Source organism: Chromatiaceae bacterium (genome assembly GCA_024235395.1).
Lineage (GTDB): Bacteria > Pseudomonadota > Gammaproteobacteria > Chromatiales > Chromatiaceae > Thiosocius.
The window spans coordinates 1,580,775-1,606,448 of the sequence record JACKMK010000001.1 but is presented as its reverse complement, the minus strand read 5'-3'; the positions used below and the strand labels follow the sequence as shown (position 1 = coordinate 1,606,448).

The window sequence follows — 25,674 nt, the reverse complement described above, 5'->3', positions numbered from 1 at the left end:
TATGGCAGCCGGTCGCGTTATCGGTCTTCGGTGTTGTTTGCCCGCCCGATGCGACGCCAGTTTTGCACCTTGACCGACAGTCGTCCCGGTTCCGCGCGGCCAGGCAGCGAGGAGCGCTTCACGGAATATCCGCTTTCCGTTGCGCCTGTGAAGCCGTCGGCGTCCGCGTGCCGTGCCTGTCCCCGTCTCAGGGGGGGGCTTGCCGATTGCGAGATGCGTCGTCGATCATGCGGGGATTGCGATTGACACACCGGTGGTGCGCGATGACGGATCCTCTGGTCCTGGCATTCGATGTATTCGGCACCGTCGTCGACTGGTACGGATCCGTGGTGCGCGAGGTCGAGACCTTGCGTCCGGGCATCGATGGCGGCGCGTTCGCGCTGGCGTGGCGCGACGGCTATCAGCCGGCGATGCAACGCGTGCGTTCCGGAGAGCTGGGTTGGACCTCGCTCGACCTGTTGCACCGGCAGATTCTCGATGGATTGATCGGACGTTTCGGCCTGCGCGGACTGACGCAGGCGGAGGTCGCGCACCTCAACAGGGTCTGGCACCGGCTGCAACCATGGCCGGACAGCGTCGAGGGACTCAACCGGCTGAAACAGCGGTACATGATCTGCACGCTGTCGAACGGCAATATCGGTCTGCTCGCGGAGATGGCGAAGCAGGCGGCCCTGCCATGGGACTGCATCCTGTCCGCCGAGGTGTTCCGCCGATACAAACCCGACCCCGATACCTATCTCGGCGTGGCGCGCGTCTTCGATGTCCCACCCGAAGCGGTGATGATGGTCGCCGCCCACCAGGACGACCTCGATGCGGCGCGTGCCTGCGGACTGCAGACCGCCTATATCGAGCGGCCGATGGAATTCGGGCCGCGACGTCACAAAGAACTGAGCGGCAGCGATCGCAATACGCTGCACGCGACGGGCCTGCTGGCGCTGGCGGACGCGCTGGGTGCCTGACCGCGGTTGCGGACCTGCCGCTGTGCCGGTCAGGTGTGGAAACCCAGCTCCGCGAGTCCGGCCCGGATATCAGGCTGCTGCAGCAGGGCAATGAAACGCTGCACCGCCGGCAACTCCCAGCGGTTTTCCGGGATCACGAAGTCGTAGTGTTCTTCCTGTAGCGGCAGAAAAGCCAGGTCGTACATCCGCGCGACCGTATCGATCGCGATGCCCCAGTCCGCACGCCCCTGGGCGACTGCGGTCGCCACGGCGTTGTGGGACTTGGTCTGCACCGCATAACCGGCCGGCTGTGCGCCTTGCAGCAGTTCGTCGATCAACACGCGCGTGCCGCTGCCGGCGTTGCGGTTGACCATCACGCAATCGGGATCGGCGAGGGCTGCGGCCACCGCCTTCTGCGGCGTCGACGCTTTGTGGAAACGGGGGTCGTCGCGCCGATAGACGAAACCCTGCATACGCCGGTAGCCCTTCTGCAGACGCATGCCGGCCTCGACGTACGGGGCGTTGTATTCGCCGGTTTCCGGGTCCATCAGGTGGATGCCGGCGATGTCGCATTCACCGCGCCGCACCGCCGACAGTCCACCCTGGCTGCCGACGTGCATCGACTTGGTCGCGATGCCGTCGCGCTGCAGTGCGCGCAGCAGGTAATCCAGGCCGACACAGTGAGAGCCGATCGTGACCAGGTCCGCCGGCGTCAGCTGGCGTGACAGCAACTGCACCTGCACCTTGCTGCCGGCGGTCAGCAGCTCGGTCTGGGCATCGACACGGATGAAGCCGTCGGCATTGCTGAACGCCGTCACCGCACCGGAACTCTTGCCCATCGGGTAGGCGGCGTAGCCGTTGTCGGTCCGCATCAGGCTGACCATCGAAAACTCGGTGCGCCCACGTTCGGAGCTCATGCGCATCGGCAGCTCGGCGACGACAGACTCGCGTGTCTGCACCGGAAGCCCGGCGAGTGCACGCAGGACCGGGGCGACAAACTGGTGAAACGTGAAAATCGCGGAAGTCGGGAAGCCCGGCAGTATCACGACCGGCTTGCGCCCGGTGACTGCGAGACACAGGGGTTTGCCCGGTTTGACCGCCACCCCGTGGACCACCACGCCGGGGTCGTGCAGCGCGCTGACCACCTCGTACGACAGGTCACCCGCACCCTTCGAGGTACCGCCGGAAAGGATCACCGCATCGCAGCCGAGGGCCTCGTCCAGTGCCTGCTGCTGCGCATCATGCTGATCGGGCAACGCACCGAGACGGACCGGTTCGCAGCCGATCTCGCGCAGCGCCGCGGCGACGATCGCACCGTTCGAGTCGTAGACCTCGCCGGGGCCGAGCGAATCGCCCGGCTGTACCAGCTCGTCGCCGGTCGAGATCACCGCGACCCGCGGTCGCCTGAACACCGGCACCGTGGCCAGTCCGACCGCAGCCAGCACGCCGATCTCGCGCGAGGTCAGCAGATGACCGGCGCGCAGCACTGTCTCGCCGCGCCCGACGTCGGTGCCGGCGAACGCGATGAAGGCGCCGGCGGGCAGCACCTTGCCGACCTGGACGAACTGACGGCCGTCGCGCTCCAGCAGCTCGGTGTCCTCGACCAGCACCACCGCATCGGCGCCACGCGGCACCATGCCGCCGGTCGCAATCACGCTGGCGTGTCCGGCGGTGACAGTGCAGCGCGGTGCGATACCCGGCGTCAGCACGTCATCGGTGAGTTCGAGCAGGCAGGGCGTGTCCTCGCGCGCGCCGACGGTGTCCTGGGCGCGCAATGCGAAACCATCGACGTTCGCGCGATCGAAGCCGGGCACATCCACCGGCGAGGTGATGTCCTCGGCGAGTACGCGGTTCAATGCCTCGTCCAACGGGACGGATTCGGTTCCGAGCGGTTCCGGTCTGGCCGCATCCCAGAACCGATGCGACGCCTCCTCGGCCGTCACGACATCCAGGAATTGGCGCTGGTTGGCCGCCTGACGACGTTCGACCAGGGTGTTGGCATCGGTCATGGGTGATCTCCTCGCTGCCGTGAAGCGTCACGGCTCGTAACGGTAAACGGTGACACGCGTGCCGGCCGGATAGCCCTCGCAGTTTTCGGGGATGACGACGAACCCGTCGGCACGGACCGCGCTGCGCAGCAGTCGGTTCTCGGCGATCGCCAGGGGGTCGGCCAGCCCATCCCGCAACCGCACACGGCATACCTCGAGGCGGCCGATCGTGGAGGCGATCTTGCGCGCCAGGGGCCGCTCTACGGGCACGTAGGGCAACGCCGTGTCGTGTCCGGCCAGTCGACGCACCAGGCGCGATCCGAGCAGGTCGTAGGCGCATGCGCAGGCGAGTGGCTGACCGGGCAGCAGTATGACCGGCCGTCCGCCGACCCGGCCGAACGCGGCGCTCTCGCCGGGATTCATCGCAACGCCGTAGATATCGACGCTGCCCGCGTGTGCCAGCGTGGCGACGCTGAAATCGTTCGCACCCTGGCCGGTACCCCCGACCACGATCGCCAGGTCGTCGTCCGGTTGCCGCAGGGCAGCCGTCAGCGCATCGGCATCACCGATCTCGTCGGTTCCACCGACGATGCCACCGTCTCGCCTGATCGCGGCCGCCAGCATGGGTCCATTGGCGTCACGCTCGTAGTGCCCTGCGAGCAGGATCCGCACACGGGGTCGGCCCAGGACCGGCAGCGTTTCAATCCCGGCGAGTGCGAGCCAGCCGACGTCGTGCGGCCGCAGCTGCCGCCCCGCATGCAGCAGGGGTGCGCCGGCCTCGCATTCCTCTCCGGCCACTATCACCCCGACGCCCGGTGCGACGGTGCCGGAGATCTCCATTGTCAGCGCGTGTTGTTCGACGAGCGCCGGATCCAGCACCGCGTCCGCATGGGCCGGCAGGGTCTCTCCGGATACCAGCGAGCTCGCCTCACCGGCGCGCAGAGGGCTGGCGCCGTCGACCGCATGGTAGGGCAGGGGGCTGTAGTCGCTCGCGCCCACGGTACCGGCCGCGATGACCGCGTAACCGTCGATCGCCGCCACGTCGCATCGCGGCAGCGCCGCGGCGGCCTTCACCGCGTCGGCCAGTCGGCGCCCCGCCGCCTCGCCGAGCGGGACCTCCTCGCGGCCGCACGGACTGGCCACCCGGTCGAGCCAGGCGAACACGTCGGTCACGGATTGGCGATGAAAGGGTGGGCGGTCCGGCATGCGCATGGCGTCGCGACGCCGCCGAAACCGGCGTCTGCGTCGCGTTATTGAATGGATCGACAGATCTTAGCGGGAATCCGGCTTCACGTCGCGGGACCGGGTGCCCCGACCGCCTCGGCCGGCAGCGCCTTTGCGAAGAATCGTCGCGCATTGCCCCAGCGGATCGCTTCGGCGAGGTCGGTGGGCAGTTCGTCGAGCCATGCGCGATGAAATGCAACGAAACGTGGCAATTCGATCCAACCGCTGTCCGGTTCGTCCCATGGATTGAGCCTGTCGACCGGCCACACCGGATCGGAGCCGACCATGAAGCGGTCGGCATAGTCGACGATCAGCGAACGCCATGCCGGCAGCAGCCGCCCCTGTGTGTCGACGATGAGGTTTGCACGATGCCGCCACGGATCGCGCGCGGACAACTCGGCGTGCACGTTCGGGCAGCCATCGAGCACGCGGCGCACCTCGTCCGGTGGCAGCATCGAGCCGGCATGCGCCCATAGAAAACGCGTATCGGGGTGGGCGCGACACACGCCCAGCGTGTAATCGGCGCGCGAGAATTCGGTATGCAGCAGGACCGGCACGTCGAACTCCGCCGCCAGGTCGAACAGGCCGGCGATGGTCGGCTTCTGCCAGTGGCTGATGAAGCCGCCGAGCATATGGACCTCGCCGATGCCGTGGTACCGACCCGATTGCAACGCAGCGCGCACACGATCCAGCAGGCCGTCGTCACGGTGCCAGGTCGACCATTCCCCGGGCAGACGATAGAGGCCATAGATCGGGATCACCCGTTCCGGTGCCTGCTCCTGGAGCTCGAGCGCGAGTGCCGGCGGCGTACCGGTCACGACGGCGAGACCGATATGCTGTGCGCGCAGGATCTCTGCCGCCTGCTCGGTGGTCGTGACCTCCTTCTGGTTCCATTTCCAATGCAGGTGGATGTCCGCGAACGGCGGATCGCCGGCGTGCAGCGACGCACTGCCGAGCAGTGCCAGTGTGGTGGCGAGCCATTTCGGTCCAAGGTGCGGTCGCATGTGGCTTCTCCCCGACAACGCAGCGAAGGCGTCTAGGTTAAGCGATCGGGCGTGTCGCGTCTGTCGCGTTTTACCCTTCTCGCCTGCACCGGAGTGCGCAGCGCCGGCAGGGTACCGGATTGGCGGCGGCCGGCCATAACGCGCTAGGGTTGGCGTCGAACCTTCACATCGACCTGGAGACCGGGAGGTACCCGATGAGCTGGAAGACCGCGCACCGATCGTTCTACTACCAGGATGCACCCGAGCCGGAAGATCTGGTGCTGCCGTACGCGGAGACCGCGCTGTTGTGCATCGACGTACAGAACTACGGGCTTGCCGCGAAGGAAAGCGCTGCCGAGCAGGCACGCTGGCAGCCGTTCTACGATCGCATGCAGGACATCGTGATCCCCACGCTGCGTTCGCTGCAGGACGCGTTCCGCCAGCGGGGCATCGATGTGCTGCATGCGCGCATCGCCTGCCTGCTCGAAGACGGTCGCGATCGTTCACTGAGTCAGAAGATGCCCGGCTGGAACAACCTGCTGATGCCGCGCGACAGTGCGGCGTCGCAGATCGTGCCGGCGGTGGCACCGGCAGCAGGCGAGATCACGGTCACCAAGACCACCGACAGCGCACTGACCGGCACCAACCTGCGCCTGGTGCTGGGCAATATGGGTATCCGCAACGTGATCGTCACCGGGATCTATACCGACCAGTGCGTGTCGTCGACGGTACGCAGTCTGGCCGACGAGAGCTTCAACGTGGTGCTCGTCGAGGACTGTTGCGCCGCGGGTACCGATGCACTGCATCGGCACGAGCTGGAGATCATCAACATGATCTATTGCCACGTCGTGACGAGCACCGAACTCCGCGAGATCATGGCGCTGTGAGTACGACGCACTGGGGTGAGGGGATCTGCAGGTACGGTGGCGTCGGGCTGTTGGTCTGGATGTTGGCGGGCTGTTCAACCCTGAATGCGTTGCGCGGCGGCGGTGGTGCCGAGCAGGCCGTCGTCACCGGGAGCGTCAGCTATCGGCAGCGCATCGCGTTGCCACCGGATGCGCTGCTCCGGGTGCAGTTGGTGGACGTCTCGCGCGCGGACGCGCCGGCGCTCGTGCTCAGTGAGCTGGTGATCTACACGCACGGCAGGCAGGTGCCGCTGAGCTTCGAACTCGCCTACGGCCCGGTGAACATCGAGGCGCATCACCGCTATGCCGTGCAGGCTCGTATTGAGATCGGTGGTCGGCTGCGCTTCATCAACGATCAGCGTTACCCGGTGATCACCCAGGGGGCGCCCTCGCATGTCGACATGCTGCTTCAGGCGGTGGACGACCGCTAGGCACGAGCACCGATCCAAAGCGCCCTTCGATGGCGGGCCCCGTGTTGCGGATTGCTGTCGGGCTGAGGCCGGTTTGACGGCTGTCAATGTGGCTGGGTGGGTTTTTGCCGATCCTAGTAGATATAGCCACCTGTCCGGTGAATGCTGCCGACACGAGGCGAGCGATGGCCAAGTCACTGCGAGCATGGTTGGAATCGGATGTTGAGCAGGTGCACGACAGACCGATGCGCTGGTTGTCGGGAGAGTATTTCTTCCGCGACCCGGTGCGACCGATGTACTCGGACCCGGATTATTTCTTTCCGCCGGCAGACGGTGTCGTGTTGTACGCCAGGCAGGTCGCGCCGGATCAGGCGATTGTCGATATCAAAGGCCGCGCCTATTCACTGCAAACGGCATTGCGCGATGCCCGTTTCGATGCCGAGTGTCTGGTGATCGGTATCTTCATGACCTTCTACGACGTGCATGTGAACCGGATCCCTTACGCGGGCCGGCTGGTGTATCGGGAGTTGGACCCGATCAGCACCCTTAACGATCCGATGATCGGGGTCGAGAAGGACCTGTTGGACGAGCTCAGGCCCTACACGCGCCATGCCGCCTACCTGTTCAACAATCAGCGGGTCGTGAACCGCATATTCAGCATGGACCTCCGTCAGCATTACTATGTGCTGCAGGTTGCCGACTACGACGTCGACTGCATTACACCGTTTCGTTTGAAACAGAATCAGTGTTTCGCACAGAACGAACGTTTTTCGCAGATTCGTTACGGCTCGCAGGTGGATCTGATCATTCCACTGTCGGACCATTGGACGTTCACGCCGCTGCTGGGCGAGGGTATGCATGTGGAGGCGGGCATCGACCCCCTGGTCCGGATCACACCCAAGGTCGTCCGGGGCAGGCACGAGTGAGCCAGGGAAAACAGTCATGACCAGCAAGCATCGACGTCAGTCGGCAGACAGTCACGGTGGCATGCCGATGGTCAGCCCGGCGGGTCTCGGGAAACCGGCGTTCCTGATGAACGTGCCGTTCTCGCTGTCGGCGGACGTCGCCAACAATGCCTGGATGGACGAGCTCATCGAGCAGCAGCGGGCAATCGATCTGCCCAGGGCGATGAACCAGTTTCTGCAGCTGTATCACTTCATCGCGGCTGACGCGGTCGTCTATCTGCTGCCGACCCCGAAGCGCGAAGGCCTGCAGGACCTCGTCTATTGTGCCAACCTCGGCGTCGCGCTCGATCATCTCGAGGGCGAAGATGTCGTGGTGCTGTCCAACTTCAGTGTTCAGAACCGGGCGCACGAGATCGAGGTCGGCAAGGCATTTTTCGAGGCGATGGGTTATCGCACCCAAGTGCCGCCTTATCATTTCGAGGGCGAGGCCGAACTCAAGCGTCTGCACGACAACGTCTATCTCGGCGGGTACGGCGTGCGGTCCGACCGCCGGGCCTACGACTGGATGAGCGAGCAATTCGATATGCGGATCGTGCCTCTGGAAGAGACCGACCCCTACCTGTATCACCTCGACTGCACGACCTTTCCGTTGACCCGGAGCGACACGCTGGTATGCACCGAGATGTATACCAAGCAGGAACTGGCGCAGGTCGAAAAGGTGACCAACATCATCGACGTGTCCGTCGACGATTGCCTGTCGGGTGTGTGCAATTCGGTGCGGCTGGGCAACACGATCATGAACGCCTCGCACATCCTGGAGATGAGCACGAGTGACCCGTACTACGACGAGGAGAGACACAAGAACCGTACGCTCGAGGACATCGGCACCCGGCTCGGATTCGAGGTGTCGTTCTTCAACCTGAGCGAATACCTCAAGAGTGGCGCGCTGCTGTCCTGCATGGTGATGCACCTCAATCACCGTTCATTCGACCTGGTGCTGGTGTGATGCGTCCGGGTCCCGCGCGTCGCCGACCGTGCCCGTGAGCTCACGCTTTCGACCGTCCTACCGGAACATCTGGGGCGTCTCCTACCCGCTGATCGTCACGGGTATCAGTGAGACCGTGGTCGATGTCACCGACACGGTGTTCCTGGCCCACTATGGCATGACCGAGCTGGGCGCCATTGCCCTCGCCGATGCCATCTACGCGGTCGCGTTGTTCATGACGCTGGGGTTGGTCGACGGTATCCAGATAACCATCGGTCGACGCGCCGGCGAGGGCGGGTCGCGGCAGATCGGCGCCGTGTTCAACCAGGGTTTGTACCTGCTGCTGATCACCGCAGTTCTCCTGATCCTCGGGATCAAGTTCCTGGTGCCTTCGGCCACCGGGCTGTTGTTTGCATCCAGCGCGATCCACGCGGCCGTCGACAGCTATCTGCAGATCGCGGCATTCGGGCTGCTGTTCTACTCGTTCAACCTGGCGCTCGGTGCCTTCTACATCGGCATCGCGAGGACGCGGATTCTGATCGGCGCGACGCTCGTCCTGGCGACCACGAATATCGTCCTCGACTATGCGTTGATCTTCGGCAACTGGGGACTGCCCGAGCTGGGTATCGAGGGGGCGGGCTACGCGTCCCTGTGCGCTGAGATGGCGGCCAGCCTGTTCCTGTTGTTCGACGTGGTTCGGCAGCGCTACCGGGTGAGCCATCACCTGCTGCGCCTGACCCCTTGGGATTATCCGCTCGTCAGGCGGCTGCTGGCCCTGTCTCTGCCGGTGTCGTTGGAAAACCTCGTGGCGACCGGGCGCTGGCTGGCGTTCTTCGCGATTGTCGAGCAGGTCGGCGAACAACCGCTGGCCCAGGCCAACATCGTCTACAGCTGTTATGCCTTGTTCCTGATCCCGGTGGACGCATTCTCAGAGACCGTGTGCTCGATGGTCAGCAACCTGCTCGGCCAGCTGCGCGCCAGGCAGCTCTGGCCGATGTTGCGCCGCACCGTGGTACTCACCTTTCTCACACTGTTGCCGTTGTTGGTGCTGACGTTGAGCCTTCCCGAACAAGTCATCGCGTTGTTCAGTGACGACCCCGCGATGGTCGACGGTGCGCTGGCCGGGTTGCTGGTGGTGGTCGCGGTCACCTTGATCGCGGTGCCGGCGGAGATGCTGTATTCGGCATTGGCCGGCACCGGCGACACGCAGGCGATACTGGTCATTCAGTCACTGGTCGCCGTCGTGACGCTGGCGACCGTCTACGGCGTCGCGATTTGGCTCGGCCTGCCGCTCGCCTGGATCTGGGTCGCCGAGGGCGTCGGCTGGACCAGCTGCCTGTTGTTGTCCTGGGCCTGGCTTCACGGCGGTCTGTGGCGGCGCATCCAGGTCTGATCCGCGCGGCAGCCGCCAGGTCGTTTGCCCCCACTTCAGCCGTGCAGTTCCGCATTCAGGGTGTCGATCACCGGTGCCCAGTCCGCATCTTCGAGCAGTTCCTCGCGCAGAAATGCCGATTGTGCCGGTGTCCAGAACGGTGCCTCGGCGAGCGGCATGTCGTTGGGTAGGGGACGGTGCGTCTGGATGAACTGCGCGATCGATGCCTGATCGTCCGGCAGGCCGAGTTGCGCAAACAGGTTGTGCATATCGTGTTCGATGGTGTCCATGTGCGTGCTCCTGTGCTGGCTTTCCGATCGGCTTGGCGGGCGCTGCGCGTCACCGCGCGGCCATCACCCTGGCGGGCTCGCCGTCGAGCAGGCGACGGGCGCGTCGGACCTGTTCTTCGTTGGCGGCATGTACGACCACCGTCCATCGACCTTCCTCGGACGCCTCGCGGACACCGGCGATGACCACCTGGTGGTCCGGTCGCGCCGTCACCAGTCCGCCCAGCAGGAGGCCGAACAGGGTCAAGAAGACGCCGAACGCCGACAAGGTGTAGGCGGGGTTGGCGGACGCCATCTCCACGTCGATGAGGATCAGCAGCACGGCGAGTGCGACCCCCGTGAACAAACCGATCACGCCCAGCTTCAGGTGTGCATTGATCGCGGTCCGCGCGATGCCCTGCGACTCCGGTTCCAGCTTGCGCCCGAATGCCACGTCCATCGGCTTGACGACAACGATCTGCGCGCGCGGGATCGCGGCCTCGCTGACCAGGCGGGTCACGGTTTCATCCGCCTGTAGCGGATTGTTGACGACCGCGGCGATCCTGGCCGGATAGCTTTCTTCGATCAGACCCATGCTGGACATGAGCGGCCTCCTGGTTCAGGGAAAGGTTGAAAGGCCCGGTCTCGTTGCCTGGTGGGCCTGTTCGGTGTCAACTCACGGCCCTCAAGAACCATGCCGGGCGCGACCGGTGTGGCCAAGAGGCCTGCCGGACCGGGGTTCTGCGACAGACAGCGGGATCCGGAAGGGCGGCTCGATCGGCTGAGTTCCGCCATCGATGGCGCAATTGACACGGCACCCTCCATGCGACGTGCGATGACGGCTGCCAAGAGTCCGCGAGGCCCGCGTGCGAGTTCGGCGTCGATCGACGTGGTCTCCACGCGGGTCCCAGCGGCTTGAGCATGGCCGGATGGAGCCGGTACATTGCGCCGGGATGCATAGACTATCGCCAACCCGGCGATCACAAGTACGAAGAGAGCCTGAGCGATGACCGAACTGACCCTCGACCAGTCGAACCGCCTGATCGCCGAGGTGTTCGCCGAAGCGACGCGACGCGCGTTGCCGCCGTTGGCCGCGGCGGTACTCGATGCCGGCGGTCACCTCAGGGCGATGCAGCGCCAGGACGGCGTGACCTTTCTGCGCGCCGACGTCTGTCAGGCGAAGGCCTGGGGGGCGCTCGCGATGGGTGTGGATTCCCGCCGACTGGCCGAGCGGTTCGGCGAGGGGGGCGAGCAGCAGGGCTTCCTGCAGGCGCTCAACGCGATGTCGGGCGGCCGGCTGATCACGCTGCCGGGCGGCGTACTGGTCCGCGATGCCGACGGGCGGGTGCTGGGTGCCCTCGGCGTCGCGGGCGGGCCGTCGGACGAGGACGAGGCCTGCGCAATCGCCGCGATCGATGCGTTGGGCCTCGTGCACCGGGCCGGGTGATGGCCGAGGGGGCGCACAAAACGTTGGATGGCTGGCGTATCGGTTTTGCCGGTCTCGGGCTGATGGGCCGACCGATGGCGCGCCACCTGCACGCTGCCGGTGGCCGAATCGCGTTGTGGAACCGTACGCGGACGGTCGCCGAGCAACTCCGGCAACCGGGGATGGCGGTGTGCGATACGCCGAAGAGCCTCGCACAGGTGTCCGACATCGTTGTGTTGATGCTGGCCGATACTGCGGTCGTCGAACAGGTACTGTTCGGCGGCGACGGCATCGCCGCGGGACTGCGCCCGGGCAGCCTGGTGATCGACATGGGCACCACCTCGGTGATGGCCACGCGCGACATGGCGGCGCGCTTTGAGGATATGGACGTCGACTTCATCGACGCCCCGGTCTCCGGTGGCGAGATCGGCGCGATCAACGCGAGCCTGACCATCATGGCCGGCGGCAGCGATACCGCGATCGCGCGTGCGATGCCGCTGTTCGAGGTGCTCGGCAGTCAGTTCACGCATGTCGGCGAGACCGGCGCCGGGCAGGTCGCGAAGGCGGCGAACCAGATCATCGTCGGACTCAACATCGGCGCGGTCGCCGAGGCGCTGGCCTTGGTCGAGGCGGCCGGTGTCGATCCGCGGCGCGTGCGCGAGGCCTTGCTGGGCGGCTTTGCCGGCTCGCGCATCCTCGAGGTACACGGACTGAAGATGATCGAACGGCGTTTCGAACCCGGCGCGCGGGTGACCACGCAGCACAAGGACATGCGTCAGGCCTGCGAGCTCGGCGAGCTGCTTGGCCAGGCGCTGCCGGCCACCGCGCTCGGGCGCACCTTGTACCAGCGCCTGATCGAGGCCGGTGACGGCGACCTCGATCACAGCGCGCTGATCAGGCTGTTGTTATCGCACGACGATAACGGCTGAGTCGCGCCGATTGGGCGCGTCCCCGTTACGGCCGATCGACCGCGACGATACCCACACCGTTCGTCCCGTCCGCATTGCGCAGATGCACCGTGTAGGTCCCCGGCGGCAGTTCGGTGAGGATCGCGGCCTCCTTCGCATACTGCGGTGCGTGCGCCAGCGCCGCGATCTCGGCGGCGTTCGCGGCCTCCTGCCAGTCGTCGTTGGCGAGGATCGGCTGTTGTCCGGCGTACAGGGTCAGCGTCGGATCGCTCAGTGGCCGGTCGATGCCCGCCTCGGCGAGGCTCGGACCCAGGCCGCGCAGCAGCACCTTCACCGGCGTGTCGCCGTCGATGATGAAGCCGCCGACCGCGACGTTCTCGCCGGGTCCGATCAGTGCGCGGCCCGACAGACTCGTCTGGGTCGCCATCGACGGCATCTGGATGTCGTTGTCGATCGCGACGATGCCGACCCCGGTGTCGCCCGGTTTGCCCTTGAGGATCACGGTGTAGACCCCGGGGTTCAGGCGCACGCGAAGCGCGGCCTCCTTCGGATCGGTGGGTGCGATTCCCGCCGATGCGATGCGATCCGCCTGCGGATGCGCGCCCCAGTCGTCGTTGCTGGCGATCACGGTCTTGCCGGAATAGAGCTGCAGTTGTGGGTCCTGCAGCGGTCTGCGGATGCCCTCGGCCGCGAGGCTCGGGCCGAGGCCGCGCAGGATCACCGTCTGCGCCGAATGGCCCTCGATGATGAAGCCGCCGACCTGGACGTCGGCACCCGATTCGCCGACGTACGAGCGGGTCGAGAAGCTCCGGATGCTGCCGGGGCTGCGCTCGAGGTTGATGTCGACCTGACCGGTCACATCGTTGAACGTATCTAGGTCGCCATCGTCGTCCAGGTCAATCGTGTGCACGGGTACCAACTCCGGATACCCATACGAGAGATCCTCGAGCGTTTTTCTAGGAGGCGCAAACACCAGCGGGGTAGTCTGTTCAAATATGAACGAGACAGGGGCTCCCTCCGCGCGGTAGACAACGTCCAGGTCACCGTCCTGATCGATGTCGTGGAAGAACGCACCGCCAGCGCGAGCGTAGTCGGCTCGTGACACGGTGTCACTTTCGAGCGGGATGTCGATGCGCTCGAATTGACCATTGCGCAACGTGATCAGTTCCATGTCGCGGACGAGCGGCGTGCCTTCATACCAGGCTTCCAACAGGAATTCCGGGTAACCATCACCGTCCAGATCGGTAACGAAAGGCGACTGCGTACGCCGCAGGTATCGGTCCACGCCCGCGGCGTAGTCGGCCTTGGACGACGAAAGGCGTGGGAGGTTGCCAAGAAACGCCGGGGCGGCATAGAGGAAGGGTATGCCATCACGTTTTTCAAAGAACGCAAGCTCGCCTGGCCTGTTTACGTCATATGCCAGTACGTCGAGATCGCCATCGGAATCGAAATCGGTGATCCATTGAATATATGCGCCGGGAACCGGAAAAGGAAAGAAGGGGTTCGTGAACACCGGCGCATCATCTGTACCGACGTTTTCCAGGTAGCGACTGCTGTCAACGTGCGGATGGACAGGAGTGAAACGCGCGATTGCGTTGGTGATGTTTCCCTCGAGGTAGCGACTGATATATTCTTTGTTTCCCTCGACTTCGACGATGTCCGTGTCGCCATCGCCGTCCAGATCGACCTCTAGCGAGGTGTACCTGGCCGTCCAGTCGACGAAATCCAGTCCATACAGAGACGAGGCGCCGAGAGACAGGGGTTTGGTCCGGGCAAAAGCTGCTTCGCTTTCGGTTGGTGCCTGTACAAAAACGGCCGCCTGAGGATCGCCGACGTTTTCGAAGAATCTGACATGGCTCGACGTCTTTGAGTCCATCAGAAACAGATCGAGATCACCGTCATCGTCGGCATCGGCAAAGCTGCGGTAGTCGGGCCAGATTCCGAAATAATCGGAGTCGGTCTCAGTCTCGAACATCGAATCGGTTAATAGGGACAGCTGGCTGTCGAGCACGTACAGCCGGTTGTCGATGTTTAGCTCCACGAGACCGTCGTCGTCGAGGTCGACGAGCGCCAGGCAGGTTCTCCATTCACTTGAAACGGCACATTGCTCGGGGAGCGAAAACCTTTCACTCGAGTAAATCAGGTCTTCCCAGGGCACCGTTCGGTCGAGCAACGAATCGAGCGGCCCTACGATCAGGCTTTCTGCCAGATCGGGCTCGTCTGTCGTAGCGATCCAATGAAGATATTTGGCACCGTCGATTGTCGTGACCGCCGGAGGGCCGAACCTGAGCAGCTCCTCGGGCACGCCGAATGGCGTCGCGGTCGCCGCGCGGACAATCTCGTTCCCGGCAAGCGCGGTGTTCGTTGCGAGCGATCCAATCAGGCCGACGGCATAGACACAGCTGCTGACGGCCCTATTGAGCGGGTTGCGGTTGAAAAGCAGGCGATTCATAAGTCTTCCCTGTGTTGATCAATTCATTCGGAGCGCGGTGTGGGTGACCAGTTGCGTCGACCCGGCCGGGCGCGTCGTCGCTACCGTCCCGGCCCATGGTCCTTCTCGAAGCGCATCAGCGTCGCTTCGCTCACGAAGGGTCGAAACCGCCTGCGCGTCAGGCGCAGCATCGACGCGTTGGTCGTGCGCACCTGGAAGATCACGAATTGCGCGCCGGATTCGCCCAGATGCCGGAAGCTTTCCGCCAGCAACAGGATGCTCGCGCCGGTGTTGCGATGCGCGGGTTTCAGGTACAACGTCGAATATTCCACCAGGTCGGGTTTCGGTCGGTGGGCGATCAACCAGCCGATGATCTCGTCGTGCAGCCGCACCCCGACGCTCAGTGCATCGAAGTGCTGCTCGATGACCGTCGGCAAGTACTCGATCGGTACCTGTTCCCTGTCGCGGAGTTCGCTGATCAGCGCCGTGCGTTGTGCATCACTCAGTTCGCTCCATGGAAACACCGTCAGTTCAGATGCCGGACGAGGTATGTGCTGCCAACGCAGATCCTGCAGTGTCGCGGCGGCAACCTTGAAGCGGTGCACCAGTGCCTGCGGACCGTGCCATCCCCGTTTTTCGAGGATGTGCGAGGTGGCCGCAAAACCCGACTGATTGTCGCGGATCGTGAGCGACAGGTAGGTGATGCCCTGCGACTTCGCCCAGGTCTCGAGCGCACTGAGCAATGCCTGGCCGATCCCTTTGCCGGCATACGCTTCTGCCACCAACCAGGAGACGACCTGCAGACGGTTCTTGCGCCGGTCGACGAGGCCGGCCAGCACCCCGTGGTTCTCGGACCCTGTGTGCGCAGCAACGCCGAGCCACTCGCTCTCGGGGTCGCGGTGGTCGAGAAAGGGTCGCGCCGCCGGCAATATCATCCGTGGATATCGCGCGAGCAATGGTTGTAAGCCGCGATAGCATTGCAGCGTGATCCGTGTTCCGGCGTCGTGTTCCATGGTCGAATCAAACGCCGTCTTCGCAGGGGTCGACGAGCGCGATGCGCGACATACGCGCCACAGACGGGCCGGCTCGGTGGGCTATCACGGCCGATCGATCGCGACGATGCCGACGCCGGTCCCGCCGTCCGCACCGCGCAGAAAGACCGTGTAAGTACCCGGGTTCAGCACCGCGAGGATCGCGGCCTCCTTGTCGTCAAGCGGCGGATCGGCCAGCGCGGCGATCTCGTCCGCGTTCGGTGCGGACCGCCAGTCGTCGTTGATCGCGATCACGCGGCTGTGGGCATGCAGCTTAAGCAACGGATCGGCGAGCGGAATCGAGACACCGGCGTCGCCGAGACTCGGGCCCAGGCCGCGGATCAACACCCTGACCGGCGTGTCGCCTTCGACGATGAAACCACCGATGGCGATTCGCTCGCCCGTTCCGACCAGGGCGCGTCCGGAGATGCTGACCTGCATCGCGGTCGACGGCATCTGCAGATCGTTGTCGATCGCGGTGATGCCGATGCCGGTGTCACCGGGTTTACCGTCGAGATGCACGGTATAGGTGCCCGGTTCGAGGCGGATGCGCAATGCCGATTCGCGCGCGTCTGCGGGCGCCAGGCCAGCCGATGCAATGCGGTCGGCCTCTGGGTGATGCTGCCAGTTGTCGTTGATCGCGATCAGCTCGCGTCCGGCATACAGCCGCAGCACCGGGTCCTGCAGCGGTGCCTCGATGCCCGCCTGCGCCAGGCTGGGGCCCAGGCCGCGCAGGATCACGGTCTGTGGCGAGTCGCCTTCGATGACGAAGCCGCCCACCTGTTTGCGCACGTCCTGACCCACGTACGACCGCACCGAGAAACTGCCGATGTTGCCGGGTTGCCGTTTCACATTGATGCCCACCCGGCCATCCGTAAAGGTCTCCAGATCACCGTCGTCTTCGAGGTCGAAAACAAAGGACTCTCCAGGAGGGGGAAAGACGTACCCGGGGAGACGCACGGGTGCCGCGAAACTGAGCGGCGCGACCTGCTCCATCATCACCGAGTTGAGGTATGCTGAGGTCGTCTGCGCGCTGAACACGATATCCAGGTCGCCGTCCCCGTCGACATCGGAAAAGAGAGGCTCGGTCAGATCAGAGAAGTCCTCCTCGTTGAGGGTATCGGTCTTCCAGATCAGGTCGATCGGTTCCCAGGCACCGTCTCGCACGGTAAACAGCATGTACGGCGGCGGCCTCAACGGCTCCGGCAGGTCGTACCGCGGCTCCATGCGGACTATCCATTCCTGAAACCCTTCACCATCCAGGTCCGCGAGTCGCCGCGGCTCAAGCTGGGCCCTGTAGAACCACCCGGGTATATCTATGTTTGACTGCCACGACGCTTCGGTCGTGCTGCCGATCATCACCGGGTCGGCATACAGCGACGGCCGGCCGTCCTGCTTTTCATAAAAAGCGACCAGGTCGGGCCGTCCGACGACATCGGCCAGGACGTCGAGGTCACCATCCGAATCGAAATCCGTCACCCATCGCATGTAGGGTATGTTGACCGGGAAGGGATGGAACGGCAGTGCGTAACGAGGCTCGGCATCGGTCCCGATGTTTTCGTAGTAATTGGGATCCAAGGGCAGAGTGCCGAGCGATCCGGCGTTGAAGAAGTCGGTGTCGCCGTCCCCGTCGACGTCCTCGAACACCATCCGTCGGGCGATCAGTTTCCAATAGGGGGTGAAGATGCCGGCTGCCTCGCGCGCCGTTTCGGGCAGATTGTCGAACATCCGTTGTATCAATACCTCTGGCTCGGTGTTGGATAACAGCAACGCAGGCGCTTCCGGGCTGCCGACATTTTCATAGTACTCGGCGCCCTTGTACAAAGGGCCCTTGAAGTCCACCAGGAAGGCATCGAGGTCACCGTCATCGTCGACGTCGTAGAAATAACGCGACTTGTCGTCATCGGTGATTGGGTTGTATCCCCCACGGAACAGCCCCTCGTCGAGCAGCACGGGCGCTTCGTCGAGCGTGTACAACCGGTTACCGATGTTCAGCTCCAGGATGCCGTCGCCATCGATATCGACCAGCGTCCAGGGGCCATAGTATTGCCCATCGCTACACCACGGCGGCGGCAACCGGATCAGTTTCACCTCCTTGGCCTGGAGTAACCAGGTGCGGTCCAGGAGCAACGGCAGGGGGCCGTATAGAAGGCTCTGCGCGACACAGGAGTCGTCCGTCCGGCGCAGCAGTTGAAGATGTTTGATGCCGTCGATGGTTGTCACGGCCGGTGCCGCGAGCCGCGTGCCGTCAGCCGGCAGGCCGAATACCGTCGCGGTGGTTGAACGTACGATCTGGTCGCCGGCATATGCCGTGGCCAATATCTGGGTACCCGACAGGGCCGCGGCGCAGAGGCAACGCCGGATGGAGGTGGCGAGCGGGCGTGGTTCGAACAGGTCCCTATGTGTCACGACTCTCTATCTTCCCTGGGTTCGATGACCGGCTTCCATTTATTATTCTAGCCCCTGGGGCCGCGCAGGGGCTTGCGACGGGGCCTCTGAGTGCAAGGCCGCCGCCGCTGATGCGATGGTTGCAGCTGTTTCCTGAACGCAGGCTGAACGGACTGGTCGAAGATGTCGGGCGTGGTGGGGTAGGGGGCAGCGGTGGACTGTTTTCGAGAGGTGGCCCGGGAATCGTTGTCTTTGGAAGCGGCCCATCGCCCTACCCGGGTCCCGCTTGCTGGGTTGTTCGGAGTATGGCTCGATGGACTGGGTCCGCTAAGCGACCAATGCGGCCCCTCGGAGATCTCTGCGATGCTCCCGCTACCGGCGATGAGCGGACACTCACTGGGATACTCGAGAGGCGTTCGCAGAAAGCGGCCTAGCGGTGCGCCCCGACGACTTGGGTGCAATGGCTGAAAGATGCATGATCGCTTTATCTGCCTTCGAGGATCCGAAAGCCCGTACCTGTGCTTTTCATTGGGATTCTGACCGTCGGGCCAGCCGGGATGCCGCCGCCTGATTGAAATCCCGAGTTGATAAACCTTTCAGGCACTTCGCCCTCAATTAGCATTTGCTCTTCTTCCGCAGTGAGCGAGATGCCGCTGATCAAACCACCGAGACCAGGTGTGCCTTGTGTTTCCATACCTGTCCCCGCACTGGCGCTTGCCCCTTCGTTGCCCAACCCCAATGCATGAAGGTTCGATAACAAAGCTCTTGCGAACTGAACGGCCACTTGCGATGCATGGCCTTGGGTCGTTCCTTGCCAGTACTCAATGCGAACTGAGATTGTCCAGAGGCCACTTGAAAGCACTAAAAAATGATTCCCGTTACCGTACTCTCGCTTAGGAAGTCGGGCATATTCGGTCGCATTGCCAATGTCTGCTTCTTCAAGCAGGCTCTTTTCTGAACGGGCGATGTCAGCGACCGACTTGGCTGCGTGAAAACGATTGCGATACCGTACTAGCCTGATCCAGGCAGCCCAGTCTTTACCTGAAAACAGTTGCCGAGCCATATCGCGGTCGCCGTGAAGCTGTTTTGCGGTGAGACCGTGATCCGGGAGTTTCTGAATCGTTGCGATCTCTTTGAAGACGTCTATAGCGCTAGGGGGATTCCCGCTGTTCGCGTTTGCAACACTCGGCAATAAAACTATCAAGGCCAGAAGGAGAAGGAGCGGAGCATTCTTACGATTTCTCATCGGATTATCCTCACTGCCGTGGTCGGTGCTGCGACTTCTACACTTTACCCACTTCTCAACGACCAGTACTTGGCCTAACGCAAAAACACTGAGGCATAATGATCTTGATATTCGTTTTTTACGTGCCTGTTTTTCAGTTAATTTGATAATCGAATCCTAGTCGAAGGATAGAGTTAAAAATGGCGTATGATATTGCTGTTCCGGTCGCGTTGGATGTCTGGAAAGACCCCCAGAATTTTGTAATTTTGCATCATGTAAGAGACGAGGCATGGACATATTTTAAATGCTGGGAATCTCCTGGTGAAGATGCACCTTACATTGGTTGTCTTCATTTTGAAGGTGTATGGCATGTGGCATGGACCCGCCATTTGAGCACCAGGGGCTACCCAAAAGTCGAAGACACGGATCTCAGGTCTTACTACCTTGTTGTTCCAGATTCCACGCTTCTGAAAGGTCTCATTGCCGAGCGTTCCAGTAACGACGCCAATTGGCAACAGTATGACAAAAGTGCCTACCAGCATTACGTCGTTGAAAGCCACGATTATTATCTCAGCCTCATCGCCTCTGATGTTCATTTCTCAACAATTGGTAACGAAAACGCAATCCCTTTAGTTGATCTGTGGAACTCAGTCTAGGCTAGTGCCCCCGATTGCTGACAATGCGTCCGATTGTCCGAAGAGCGGTTTCGGCCGGAAGCAGTCTGCTCTTGGCTCTCCCGCGAATGTCTCTTCCTGGCCGCCAGCGGACATCGTCCAGCCGCAATCCACAGACCAATTTGACTGGAGCTTGCCCCCGATGGCCCGGGTTGTTTCCTGGATTGGCCGCATAAAGTCATGCGTCCGTGGGGGTGCGGCGGTCCGGGATACTCCGCACGCCTCCGAGGTGTTCCTGCAACCGGGATTCGCCAGCTGCCCGGTTCTGTTGCATGCTCCGCCATTCGCGGATTGTCACTCGCCTCTGTGGGAAATCGACGCCCGGTGAAGCCATGATCGAAGACTCCGGCCTGATTGCCACGACGTTCGTCGCCTACGTGCTGTTCATGCTTTACCTGGGCTGGCGCGCGCGCTCGCGACTTTTCGATATCAAGGACTATCTGTTGGCCGGTCGCGGTATCGGGCACTGGGTCGCGGCCCTGTCGGCCGGCGCGACGGACATGAGCGGCTGGCTGTTACTCGGCCTGCCCGGCTACGCGTATCTCGCCGGGCTCGAAGCCGGGTGGTTGATCCTGGGCCTGGGGTTGGGCACCTATGCCAACTGGCACCTGGTCGCGCCGCGCCTGAGAGTGGCCACCGAGCATGCGGGCGACGCCCTGACGATCCCGGCCTACCTCGAGCATCGCTTTCGCGATCCCTCGGGTGCGTTGCGCATCACCGCCGCACTGCTGATCCTGATCTTTTTCCTGTTCTACACCTCGTCCGGCCTGGTCGCGGCCGGCAAGCTGTTCGAGGAGGTCTTTGGGCTGCCGTACATCACCGCGGTGGCCGTGGGCACCCTGGTGATCATCGTTTACACGCTGCTCGGTGGATTCCTCGCGGTGTCATGGACCGACGTCGCGCAGGGACTGTTGATGGCCGCCGCACTCGTGATCGTGCCGGTCATGGTGTTCGCCCTGCAGGGCGGCGTCGACGCCGTGGTCACCGGGCTGGCGGACAGGAACGCTGCCTTGCTCGACCCCTTGACCAGTGCAAGCGGTGAGCCCCTCGGTCTGCTGGCCGTATTGTCGTTGCTGGCCTGGGGGCTGGGCTACTTCGGCCAGCCACACATCCTGGCGCGCTTCATGGCGATCAGGTCGGTCGAGCTGATCCCGGGCGCGCGGCGCATCGCGATCGCCTGGACACTGATAGGCATGCTCGGCGCCGGCGCGGTGGGGTTGGTGGGGATCGATTGGCTGCAACCGCCATTGCAGGGTGCCGACGCCGAGAAGGTGTTCATCCTGTTGGCCGCGCAGCTGTTCCATCCCCTGGTCGCCGGTATCCTGCTCGCGGCGATCCTGGCGGCGATCATGAGCACCGCCGACTCGCAGCTGCTGGTGGCCGCCTCGGCCCTGTCCGAGGACCTGTATCGACGGCTGTTCGGTCGTGACGCGGATGATCGCAGGATGATCGCGGTTGCGCGCATCGCGGTGGTGGTGATCGCAGTGCTGGCGTTCACCCTCGCGACGGACCCGGAGAGCAAGGTGCTCGATCTCGTCGCCTATGCCTGGGCCGGTTTCGGCGCAGCGTTCGGTCCGGTGATCCTGCTGTCATTGTTCTGGCCGCGCATGAGCCGTGCCGCCGCGATGGCCGGCATGGTCGTCGGCGGACTGACGGTCTGGGGCTGGAAATCCCTGCAGGGCGGCTGGTTCGACCTGTACGAACTGTTGCCCGCGTTCGTTGCCTCGTCGCTGGCGATCCTGCTGGTGGGTTGGCTGCGGCCCCTGCGTGACCATGCCTGACGGTCCCCGACAGGGAGGAGGGATCGGTGGAAAGGGGCCGACCGTCGACCGCCATCCGGCAGCGCTGGCGCGCCACGGAAGACCCTGTGAGCGGTCAACCGGCGATGCGGCGTTGATTCGCGGCGTCGTGTCGCCGATGCGGAATCGCGACGGCACGGGGTGCGTCGCGCCGATCCGCCCGTTCCAGTAGATCCCGGTTGCCTGCCGGCTCGATATCCAGCGCGTGCAGGACGCGCGTGCACAGTTCATCGGGGGATTGCGCGATCAACTCGGGCGGCACACCGACCTTGCGGGTCAGTCGCGCGAAGTCCTCGAAACCGTAGGACACCATGAACGGATGCATGCCGGCCGCCACGGCGGCGGTGAAGTCCTTCTTCTCGTCGCCGCAGGCGTAGCACCTTGCCGGGTTGATCCGACGATCGTCACGTGCCTGTCTGAACGCGGCGGTCTTGTCGCTCTTCAGCGGGATATGGATCAGGAAATCGAGCCGGTCGACATCCACGGCATGACGTTCGAGCAGGCAGCGCAGCGTATCCAGGGGTTCACGCGTGATGTTGCGCGTGACCATGCCGATGCGGATGCCGTCGTGTCCGATCAGGCGGTTTATCCAGGGTCCGATGCAGTCATACAGGCTCGCCTCGTAGCGGTAGACCTGCGTCAGCGTGTCGATCAGCCTAGCGCGCTGCTGCTTGCCCAGTTGACGCTTCAGGTTGCTCGGGAACTCCTTGAGGCCGCCGAGGTACTTGAACAGATGCCGGCGCTTCTGGAAGCGTTCCAGGTTGCCGATGTCCATGTCGTGCAGCTGGAACGTGCGTTCGATGGCAGCGAAGGCATCGATGGTCGTTCCATCGGCATCCAGGATCAGCAGCCTGTCTTTGCTGTACATATCACGGAAACATTTTTCTCACATTGCCCGACAGCCTACCGCGTCCAGGTTGCAATCGTGTGACCGCCGGCATCGTCGGGAACGTGAGCGACACATGGCCTTGTACCGTCATCAAACTGCCAAGTTGCGGACATACAGTGCGCGCAACTGAGTGGTTGAGCCGACAGCGAACGCTGCGGACCCGGTGTCGAATCCATGCATATCCTGATGCTGTCCGATGTGTATTTTCCGCGTATCAACGGGGTGTCGACCTCGATCCAGACATTCGCCGGGTCTTTTCTCGAACAGGGCCATCGTGTCACGCTGATCGCACCCCGGTATCCCGACGCCTACGAGCCGGCATTCGAGGTGCTGCGGATCCCGGCCGTACGCCTGCCGTTCGACCCGGAAGACCGCCTGATGTCGATGAGCGCGATCAAGCGCCTCGTGCCGCAACTGAAGCAACGGGATATCGATATCGTGCACGTACAGACGCCGTTCGTCGCCCACTATGCCGGCATCCATCTGGGGCGTGCACTGGGTGTCCCGGTGGTCGTCAGCTATCACACCTTCTTCGAGGCGTACTTCGAGAAATACCTGACCTGGCTGCCAGGGGCCTGGCTGCGCGCGATGGCCCGCCGGTATTCGCGGCGTCAGTGCAACCAGGTCGATGCCGTGATCTCGCCATCGCGACAGATGCTCGAGAAGCTGCGCGAGTACGGCGTGAGCCGGCCCGCCGCGGTGATCGCCACCGGTCTGCCGGAAGCAAGTTTCGAGGTGGTGCCGCACAACGCGTTCAGAGAACGCCATGGGCTGCCTGACGATGCCTACCTGCTGTTGTACGTGGGCCGGGTCGCTCATGAAAAGAACATCGAGCTGTTGATCGCGATGTTCGAACGGGTACAGGCGGCGGTTCCGCATGCGATGCTGCTGATCGCCGGGGAGGGCCCGGCGTTGCAGGGCCTGCGCAAGAGGGCCCACGCGACAGGGCGTGGTGCACAGATACGCTTCGTCGGCTACCTGGATCGCTCGACCGAACTCCTGGAGTGTTACCAGGCGAGCGATACCTTCGTGTTTGCGTCGCAGACCGAGACCCAGGGGCTTGTACTGCTGGAGGCGATGGCCAGTGGTCTACCGGTGGTCTCGACCGCGAGCATGGGCAGTCTGGACGTACTGGTCGAGGGACAGGGCTGCCTGATCTCGCCGCCACAGCCGCAGGCGTTTGCCGACCGTGTGATCACGCTGTACGCCGATGCAGGGCAACGCGTCGAACTGGCGCGTCGTGGGATCGCCTACGCGGGCGCCTGGAGCACCGAAGCCAAGGCACAGCGGATGCTCGATTTCTACCGGGGCGTGCTGGCCGGTGAGGTCCGGTCCGAGGATGAACCTATGCACGATGGTGTTGCGGCGGCCGGTGAGAGGATCGTGGACCAAGGGCGATGATATGAACCGATGTGCAAAGACTGGGGCCACAGGCGTCGAGCGGTACCGATGAGGCTTCTGCTGGCCACGGATGCCTGGCATCCACAGATCAACGGCGTCGTGACGACCCTCAGTACGATGGTGGCGGAACTGCGCAACCACGGGCACCAGGTGGAGGCCGTTGCGGTTGGAGACTACCCGTCGTTTCCGATGCCGAGCTATCCGGAGATCCGGATCTCGACCTGGCTCACGGGCCTGGGTGCGCGCATCGACGCATTCAACCCGGATGCGATCCACATCAGCACCGAGGGCCCGATCGGTCACTACGTCCGGCGGTACTGTCTGCGACGTGGATACACCTTTACGACGTCGTTCCATACGCGATTCCCTGAGTACATCCGCGAACGGCTGCCGGTGCCGCTCGGGCTGACCTATCCGCTGGTCCGCCGATTCCACAGACCGGCGTTTCGCACCCTGGTGCCGACGCAGTCGCTGAAGGACGACCTGGAACGGCGTGGCTTCCGTCACCTCGAGGTCTGGGGGCGCGGTGTCGATACCGGTCTGTTCGCACCGTCGCGCAGGCGAACGCATGACTGGGCAGGCCCGATCTACCTGAATGTCGGGCGCGTCGCACCGGAGAAGAACCTCGATGCCTTCCTCGGACTGCCGTTGCCGGGTACCAAGGTGGTCGTCGGCGACGGGCCCAGCCTCAAGGAGCTGCGACAGCGGTATCCGGAAGTCGTGTTTGCCGGGGCGAAATACGGCGAGGAGCTGGCAGGCTACTACGCAGCGGCCGACGTGTTCGTGTTCCCGTCGCTGACCGATACCTTCGGGCTGGTGATGCTCGAGGCGATCGCCAGCGGTACGCCGGTGGCGGCATTTCCGGTCACCGGGCCCAGGGACGTGCTGCAGCAAGGCGTGACCGGGATCATGGACGCCGACCTGGGCGTCGCGATCGCGCGCGCAGCGACGCTGGACCGTGACCTTTGCCGGGCGCAGGCCCTGCAATACGACTGGGCATCGATCGCGCGGCAGTTTCTGCACGCGCTGGTGCCGATCAACGGCGACAAGGCTCCGGCGGTGAAAGAGGCACAATGGCAAAGCCAGGCGATACCGGCCTAAGACGCATCATCAAGGCGGCGGGTTACTCGCTCAAGGGGTTTCGCGCCGCCTGGAAGTACGAGTCGGCCTTCAGGCAGGAGACCCTGTTGGCGGTCGCGTTTCTGCCGCTGGCACTTTGGCTGGGACAGAACGCGGTACAGATCGCGTTGCTGGTCGCCACCCTGTTGCTGGTCGTGATCGTCGAACTGCTGAACTCGGGCATCGAGGCGGTCGTCGACAGGATCGGCGACGAGCCGCACAAGTTGTCGGGGCGGGCCAAGGATATGGGGTCGGCAGCCGTTTTCCTGACCCTGCTGCTGTTGATCGTCGTCTGGTCGACCGTCGCGGTGGAACACTTCTTTCCGGGATTCCACCTGTGGTGAGCAACGGCCTGCACGACGCGGCGCGCAATCAGCCGTCTCGAAACAGACAGCCATGTATATCGA

The 25,674-nt window shown here is 63.7% G+C and carries 23 protein-coding genes; 13 read left to right on the top strand and 10 right to left on the bottom strand.

Annotated features, from left to right (window positions below; all coding sequences use genetic code 11):
* Window positions 1–263: 263 nt before the first annotated feature.
* Window positions 264–959 (top strand): haloacid dehalogenase type II, encoded by a 696-nt coding sequence (locus H6955_07470; protein MCP5313379.1) that lies wholly within the window; start codon window positions 264–266, stop codon window positions 957–959.
* A 29-nt stretch (window positions 960–988) separates the two neighbouring features.
* Here H6955_07470 and H6955_07465 read toward each other — a convergent pair whose 3' ends face one another.
* The 3 genes from H6955_07465 to H6955_07455 form a co-directional block, all read right to left on the bottom strand.
* Window positions 989–2,947 carry a molybdopterin biosynthesis protein gene (locus tag H6955_07465; protein MCP5313378.1) on the bottom strand — a complete coding sequence of 653 codons (1,959 nt, stop codon included), beginning with the start codon at window positions 2,945–2,947 and terminating at the stop codon, window positions 989–991.
* A gap of 27 nt (window positions 2,948–2,974) precedes the next feature.
* The gene (locus tag H6955_07460) at window positions 2,975–4,138 is read right to left on the bottom strand and encodes a molybdopterin biosynthesis protein (protein MCP5313377.1); all 1,164 of its coding nucleotides are present in this window, start codon (window positions 4,136–4,138) and stop codon (window positions 2,975–2,977) included.
* Between the two features lie 77 nt (window positions 4,139–4,215).
* Entirely contained in the window at window positions 4,216–5,154 is a 939-nt protein-coding gene (locus H6955_07455) for an amidohydrolase family protein (GenBank protein ID MCP5313376.1), read from the bottom strand.
* 194 nt (window positions 5,155–5,348) lie between these two features.
* On the opposite strand from H6955_07455, the gene H6955_07450 reads away from it, so the two are divergent.
* From H6955_07450 to H6955_07430, 5 genes are all read left to right on the top strand, one after another.
* A complete protein-coding gene (locus tag H6955_07450; protein ID MCP5313375.1) occupies window positions 5,349–6,020 on the top strand; it encodes a cysteine hydrolase in 672 nt (223 codons plus the stop codon).
* Window positions 6,021–6,079: 59 nt separating this feature from the next.
* Window positions 6,080–6,469, top strand: a complete 390-nt coding sequence (locus tag H6955_07445; GenBank protein MCP5313374.1) for a YbaY family lipoprotein — start codon at window positions 6,080–6,082, stop codon at window positions 6,467–6,469.
* Window positions 6,470–6,633: 164 nt separating this feature from the next.
* Window positions 6,634–7,374 (top strand): phosphatidylserine decarboxylase, encoded by a 741-nt coding sequence (locus H6955_07440; GenBank protein MCP5313373.1) that lies wholly within the window; start codon window positions 6,634–6,636, stop codon window positions 7,372–7,374.
* Window positions 7,375–7,435: 61 nt separating this feature from the next.
* Window positions 7,436–8,359, top strand: coding sequence for an amidinotransferase (locus H6955_07435; GenBank protein MCP5313372.1), 924 nt, complete (start codon window positions 7,436–7,438; stop codon window positions 8,357–8,359).
* Window positions 8,360–8,393: 34 nt separating this feature from the next.
* Window positions 8,394–9,731, top strand: coding sequence for an MATE family efflux transporter (locus H6955_07430; protein ID MCP5313371.1), 1,338 nt, complete (start codon window positions 8,394–8,396; stop codon window positions 9,729–9,731).
* 35 nt (window positions 9,732–9,766) lie between these two features.
* Here the strand turns inward: H6955_07430 and H6955_07425 are convergent, their stop codons facing one another.
* Together H6955_07425 and H6955_07420 are read right to left on the bottom strand one after the other, a co-directional pair.
* A complete protein-coding gene (locus tag H6955_07425) occupies window positions 9,767–10,000 on the bottom strand; it encodes a DUF2789 domain-containing protein (GenBank protein MCP5313370.1) in 234 nt (77 codons plus the stop codon).
* Window positions 10,001–10,049: 49 nt separating this feature from the next.
* Window positions 10,050–10,580, bottom strand: coding sequence for a riboflavin biosynthesis protein RibA (locus tag H6955_07420; protein MCP5313369.1), 531 nt, complete (start codon window positions 10,578–10,580; stop codon window positions 10,050–10,052).
* 402 nt (window positions 10,581–10,982) lie between these two features.
* Here H6955_07420 and H6955_07415 point away from each other — a divergent pair, with 402 nt between their 5' ends.
* Entirely contained in the window at window positions 10,983–11,423 is a 441-nt protein-coding gene (locus H6955_07415) for a heme-binding protein (protein ID MCP5313368.1), read from the top strand.
* Window positions 11,423–12,331, top strand: coding sequence for an NAD(P)-dependent oxidoreductase (locus H6955_07410; protein ID MCP5313367.1), 909 nt, complete (start codon window positions 11,423–11,425; stop codon window positions 12,329–12,331). Before H6955_07415 ends, H6955_07410 begins: the two co-directional genes overlap by 1 nt.
* 25 nt (window positions 12,332–12,356) lie before the next feature.
* Here the strand turns inward: H6955_07410 and H6955_07405 are convergent, their stop codons facing one another.
* The 4 genes from H6955_07405 to H6955_07390 all read right to left on the bottom strand — a co-directional run bounded on the left by H6955_07405 (window position 12,357) and on the right by H6955_07390 (window position 19,406).
* The gene (locus H6955_07405; GenBank protein MCP5313366.1) at window positions 12,357–14,762 is read right to left on the bottom strand and encodes a VCBS repeat-containing protein; all 2,406 of its coding nucleotides are present in this window, start codon (window positions 14,760–14,762) and stop codon (window positions 12,357–12,359) included.
* A gap of 80 nt (window positions 14,763–14,842) precedes the next feature.
* Window positions 14,843–15,676 (bottom strand): GNAT family N-acetyltransferase, encoded by an 834-nt coding sequence (locus tag H6955_07400; protein MCP5313365.1) that lies wholly within the window; start codon window positions 15,674–15,676, stop codon window positions 14,843–14,845.
* 162 nt (window positions 15,677–15,838) lie between these two features.
* Window positions 15,839–18,181 carry a hypothetical protein gene (locus tag H6955_07395; protein ID MCP5313364.1) on the bottom strand — a complete coding sequence of 781 codons (2,343 nt, stop codon included), beginning with the start codon at window positions 18,179–18,181 and terminating at the stop codon, window positions 15,839–15,841.
* A 463-nt stretch (window positions 18,182–18,644) separates the two neighbouring features.
* Window positions 18,645–19,406: a hypothetical protein gene (locus H6955_07390; protein ID MCP5313363.1), complete on the bottom strand. Its 762-nt coding sequence runs from the start codon at window positions 19,404–19,406 to the stop codon at window positions 18,645–18,647.
* Window positions 19,407–19,585: 179 nt separating this feature from the next.
* Here H6955_07390 and H6955_07385 point away from each other — a divergent pair, with 179 nt between their 5' ends.
* Both H6955_07385 and putP read left to right on the top strand, forming a co-directional pair.
* Window positions 19,586–20,041 carry a hypothetical protein gene (locus H6955_07385; protein MCP5313362.1) on the top strand — a complete coding sequence of 152 codons (456 nt, stop codon included), beginning with the start codon at window positions 19,586–19,588 and terminating at the stop codon, window positions 20,039–20,041.
* A gap of 350 nt (window positions 20,042–20,391) precedes the next feature.
* Complete coding sequence (gene putP / locus H6955_07380; GenBank protein ID MCP5313361.1) at window positions 20,392–21,840, top strand: sodium/proline symporter PutP; 1,449 nt, start codon at window positions 20,392–20,394, stop codon at window positions 21,838–21,840.
* 94 nt (window positions 21,841–21,934) lie between these two features.
* Here putP and H6955_07375 read toward each other — a convergent pair whose 3' ends face one another.
* Window positions 21,935–22,726 carry an HAD family hydrolase gene (locus tag H6955_07375; protein ID MCP5313360.1) on the bottom strand — a complete coding sequence of 264 codons (792 nt, stop codon included), beginning with the start codon at window positions 22,724–22,726 and terminating at the stop codon, window positions 21,935–21,937.
* Between the two features lie 195 nt (window positions 22,727–22,921).
* On the opposite strand from H6955_07375, the gene H6955_07370 reads away from it, so the two are divergent.
* Genes H6955_07370 through H6955_07360 form a run of 3 tightly spaced genes read left to right on the top strand, consistent with a single transcriptional unit; the run spans window position 22,922 to window position 25,611 of the window.
* Window positions 22,922–24,148, top strand: a complete 1,227-nt coding sequence (locus H6955_07370; protein ID MCP5313359.1) for a glycosyltransferase — start codon at window positions 22,922–22,924, stop codon at window positions 24,146–24,148.
* 48 nt (window positions 24,149–24,196) lie between these two features.
* On the top strand, window positions 24,197–25,249 hold the full coding sequence (locus H6955_07365) for a glycosyltransferase family 1 protein (protein MCP5313358.1): 1,053 nt from the start codon (window positions 24,197–24,199) through the stop codon (window positions 25,247–25,249).
* Window positions 25,222–25,611, top strand: coding sequence for a diacylglycerol kinase (locus tag H6955_07360; GenBank protein ID MCP5313357.1), 390 nt, complete (start codon window positions 25,222–25,224; stop codon window positions 25,609–25,611). The genes H6955_07365 and H6955_07360 overlap by 28 nt, the downstream gene beginning before the upstream one ends.
* Window positions 25,612–25,674: the final 63 nt, after the last annotated feature.

Coding starts and splice junctions, on each gene's coding strand:
- H6955_07470 (MCP5313379.1), top strand. CDS start 264: ATGACGGATCCTCTGGTCCTGGCATTCGATGTATTCGGCACCGTCGTC.
- H6955_07465 (MCP5313378.1), bottom strand. CDS start 2,947: ATGACCGATGCCAACACCCTGGTCGAACGTCGTCAGGCGGCCAACCAG.
- H6955_07460 (MCP5313377.1), bottom strand. CDS start 4,138: ATGCGCATGCCGGACCGCCCACCCTTTCATCGCCAATCCGTGACCGAC.
- H6955_07455 (MCP5313376.1), bottom strand. CDS start 5,154: ATGCGACCGCACCTTGGACCGAAATGGCTCGCCACCACACTGGCACTG.
- H6955_07450 (MCP5313375.1), top strand. CDS start 5,349: ATGAGCTGGAAGACCGCGCACCGATCGTTCTACTACCAGGATGCACCC.
- H6955_07445 (MCP5313374.1), top strand. CDS start 6,080: ATGTTGGCGGGCTGTTCAACCCTGAATGCGTTGCGCGGCGGCGGTGGT.
- H6955_07440 (MCP5313373.1), top strand. CDS start 6,634: ATGGCCAAGTCACTGCGAGCATGGTTGGAATCGGATGTTGAGCAGGTG.
- H6955_07435 (MCP5313372.1), top strand. CDS start 7,436: ATGCCGATGGTCAGCCCGGCGGGTCTCGGGAAACCGGCGTTCCTGATG.
- H6955_07425 (MCP5313370.1), bottom strand. CDS start 10,000: ATGGACACCATCGAACACGATATGCACAACCTGTTTGCGCAACTCGGC.
- H6955_07420 (MCP5313369.1), bottom strand. CDS start 10,580: ATGTCCAGCATGGGTCTGATCGAAGAAAGCTATCCGGCCAGGATCGCC.
- H6955_07415 (MCP5313368.1), top strand. CDS start 10,983: ATGACCGAACTGACCCTCGACCAGTCGAACCGCCTGATCGCCGAGGTG.
- H6955_07410 (MCP5313367.1), top strand. CDS start 11,423: ATGGCCGAGGGGGCGCACAAAACGTTGGATGGCTGGCGTATCGGTTTT.
- H6955_07405 (MCP5313366.1), bottom strand. CDS start 14,762: ATGAATCGCCTGCTTTTCAACCGCAACCCGCTCAATAGGGCCGTCAGC.
- H6955_07400 (MCP5313365.1), bottom strand. CDS start 15,676: ATGATATTGCCGGCGGCGCGACCCTTTCTCGACCACCGCGACCCCGAG.
- H6955_07390 (MCP5313363.1), bottom strand. CDS start 19,406: ATGAGAAATCGTAAGAATGCTCCGCTCCTTCTCCTTCTGGCCTTGATA.
- H6955_07385 (MCP5313362.1), top strand. CDS start 19,586: ATGGCGTATGATATTGCTGTTCCGGTCGCGTTGGATGTCTGGAAAGAC.
- putP (MCP5313361.1), top strand. CDS start 20,392: ATGATCGAAGACTCCGGCCTGATTGCCACGACGTTCGTCGCCTACGTG.
- H6955_07375 (MCP5313360.1), bottom strand. CDS start 22,726: ATGTACAGCAAAGACAGGCTGCTGATCCTGGATGCCGATGGAACGACC.
- H6955_07370 (MCP5313359.1), top strand. CDS start 22,922: ATGCATATCCTGATGCTGTCCGATGTGTATTTTCCGCGTATCAACGGG.
- H6955_07365 (MCP5313358.1), top strand. CDS start 24,197: ATGAGGCTTCTGCTGGCCACGGATGCCTGGCATCCACAGATCAACGGC.
- H6955_07360 (MCP5313357.1), top strand. CDS start 25,222: ATGGCAAAGCCAGGCGATACCGGCCTAAGACGCATCATCAAGGCGGCG.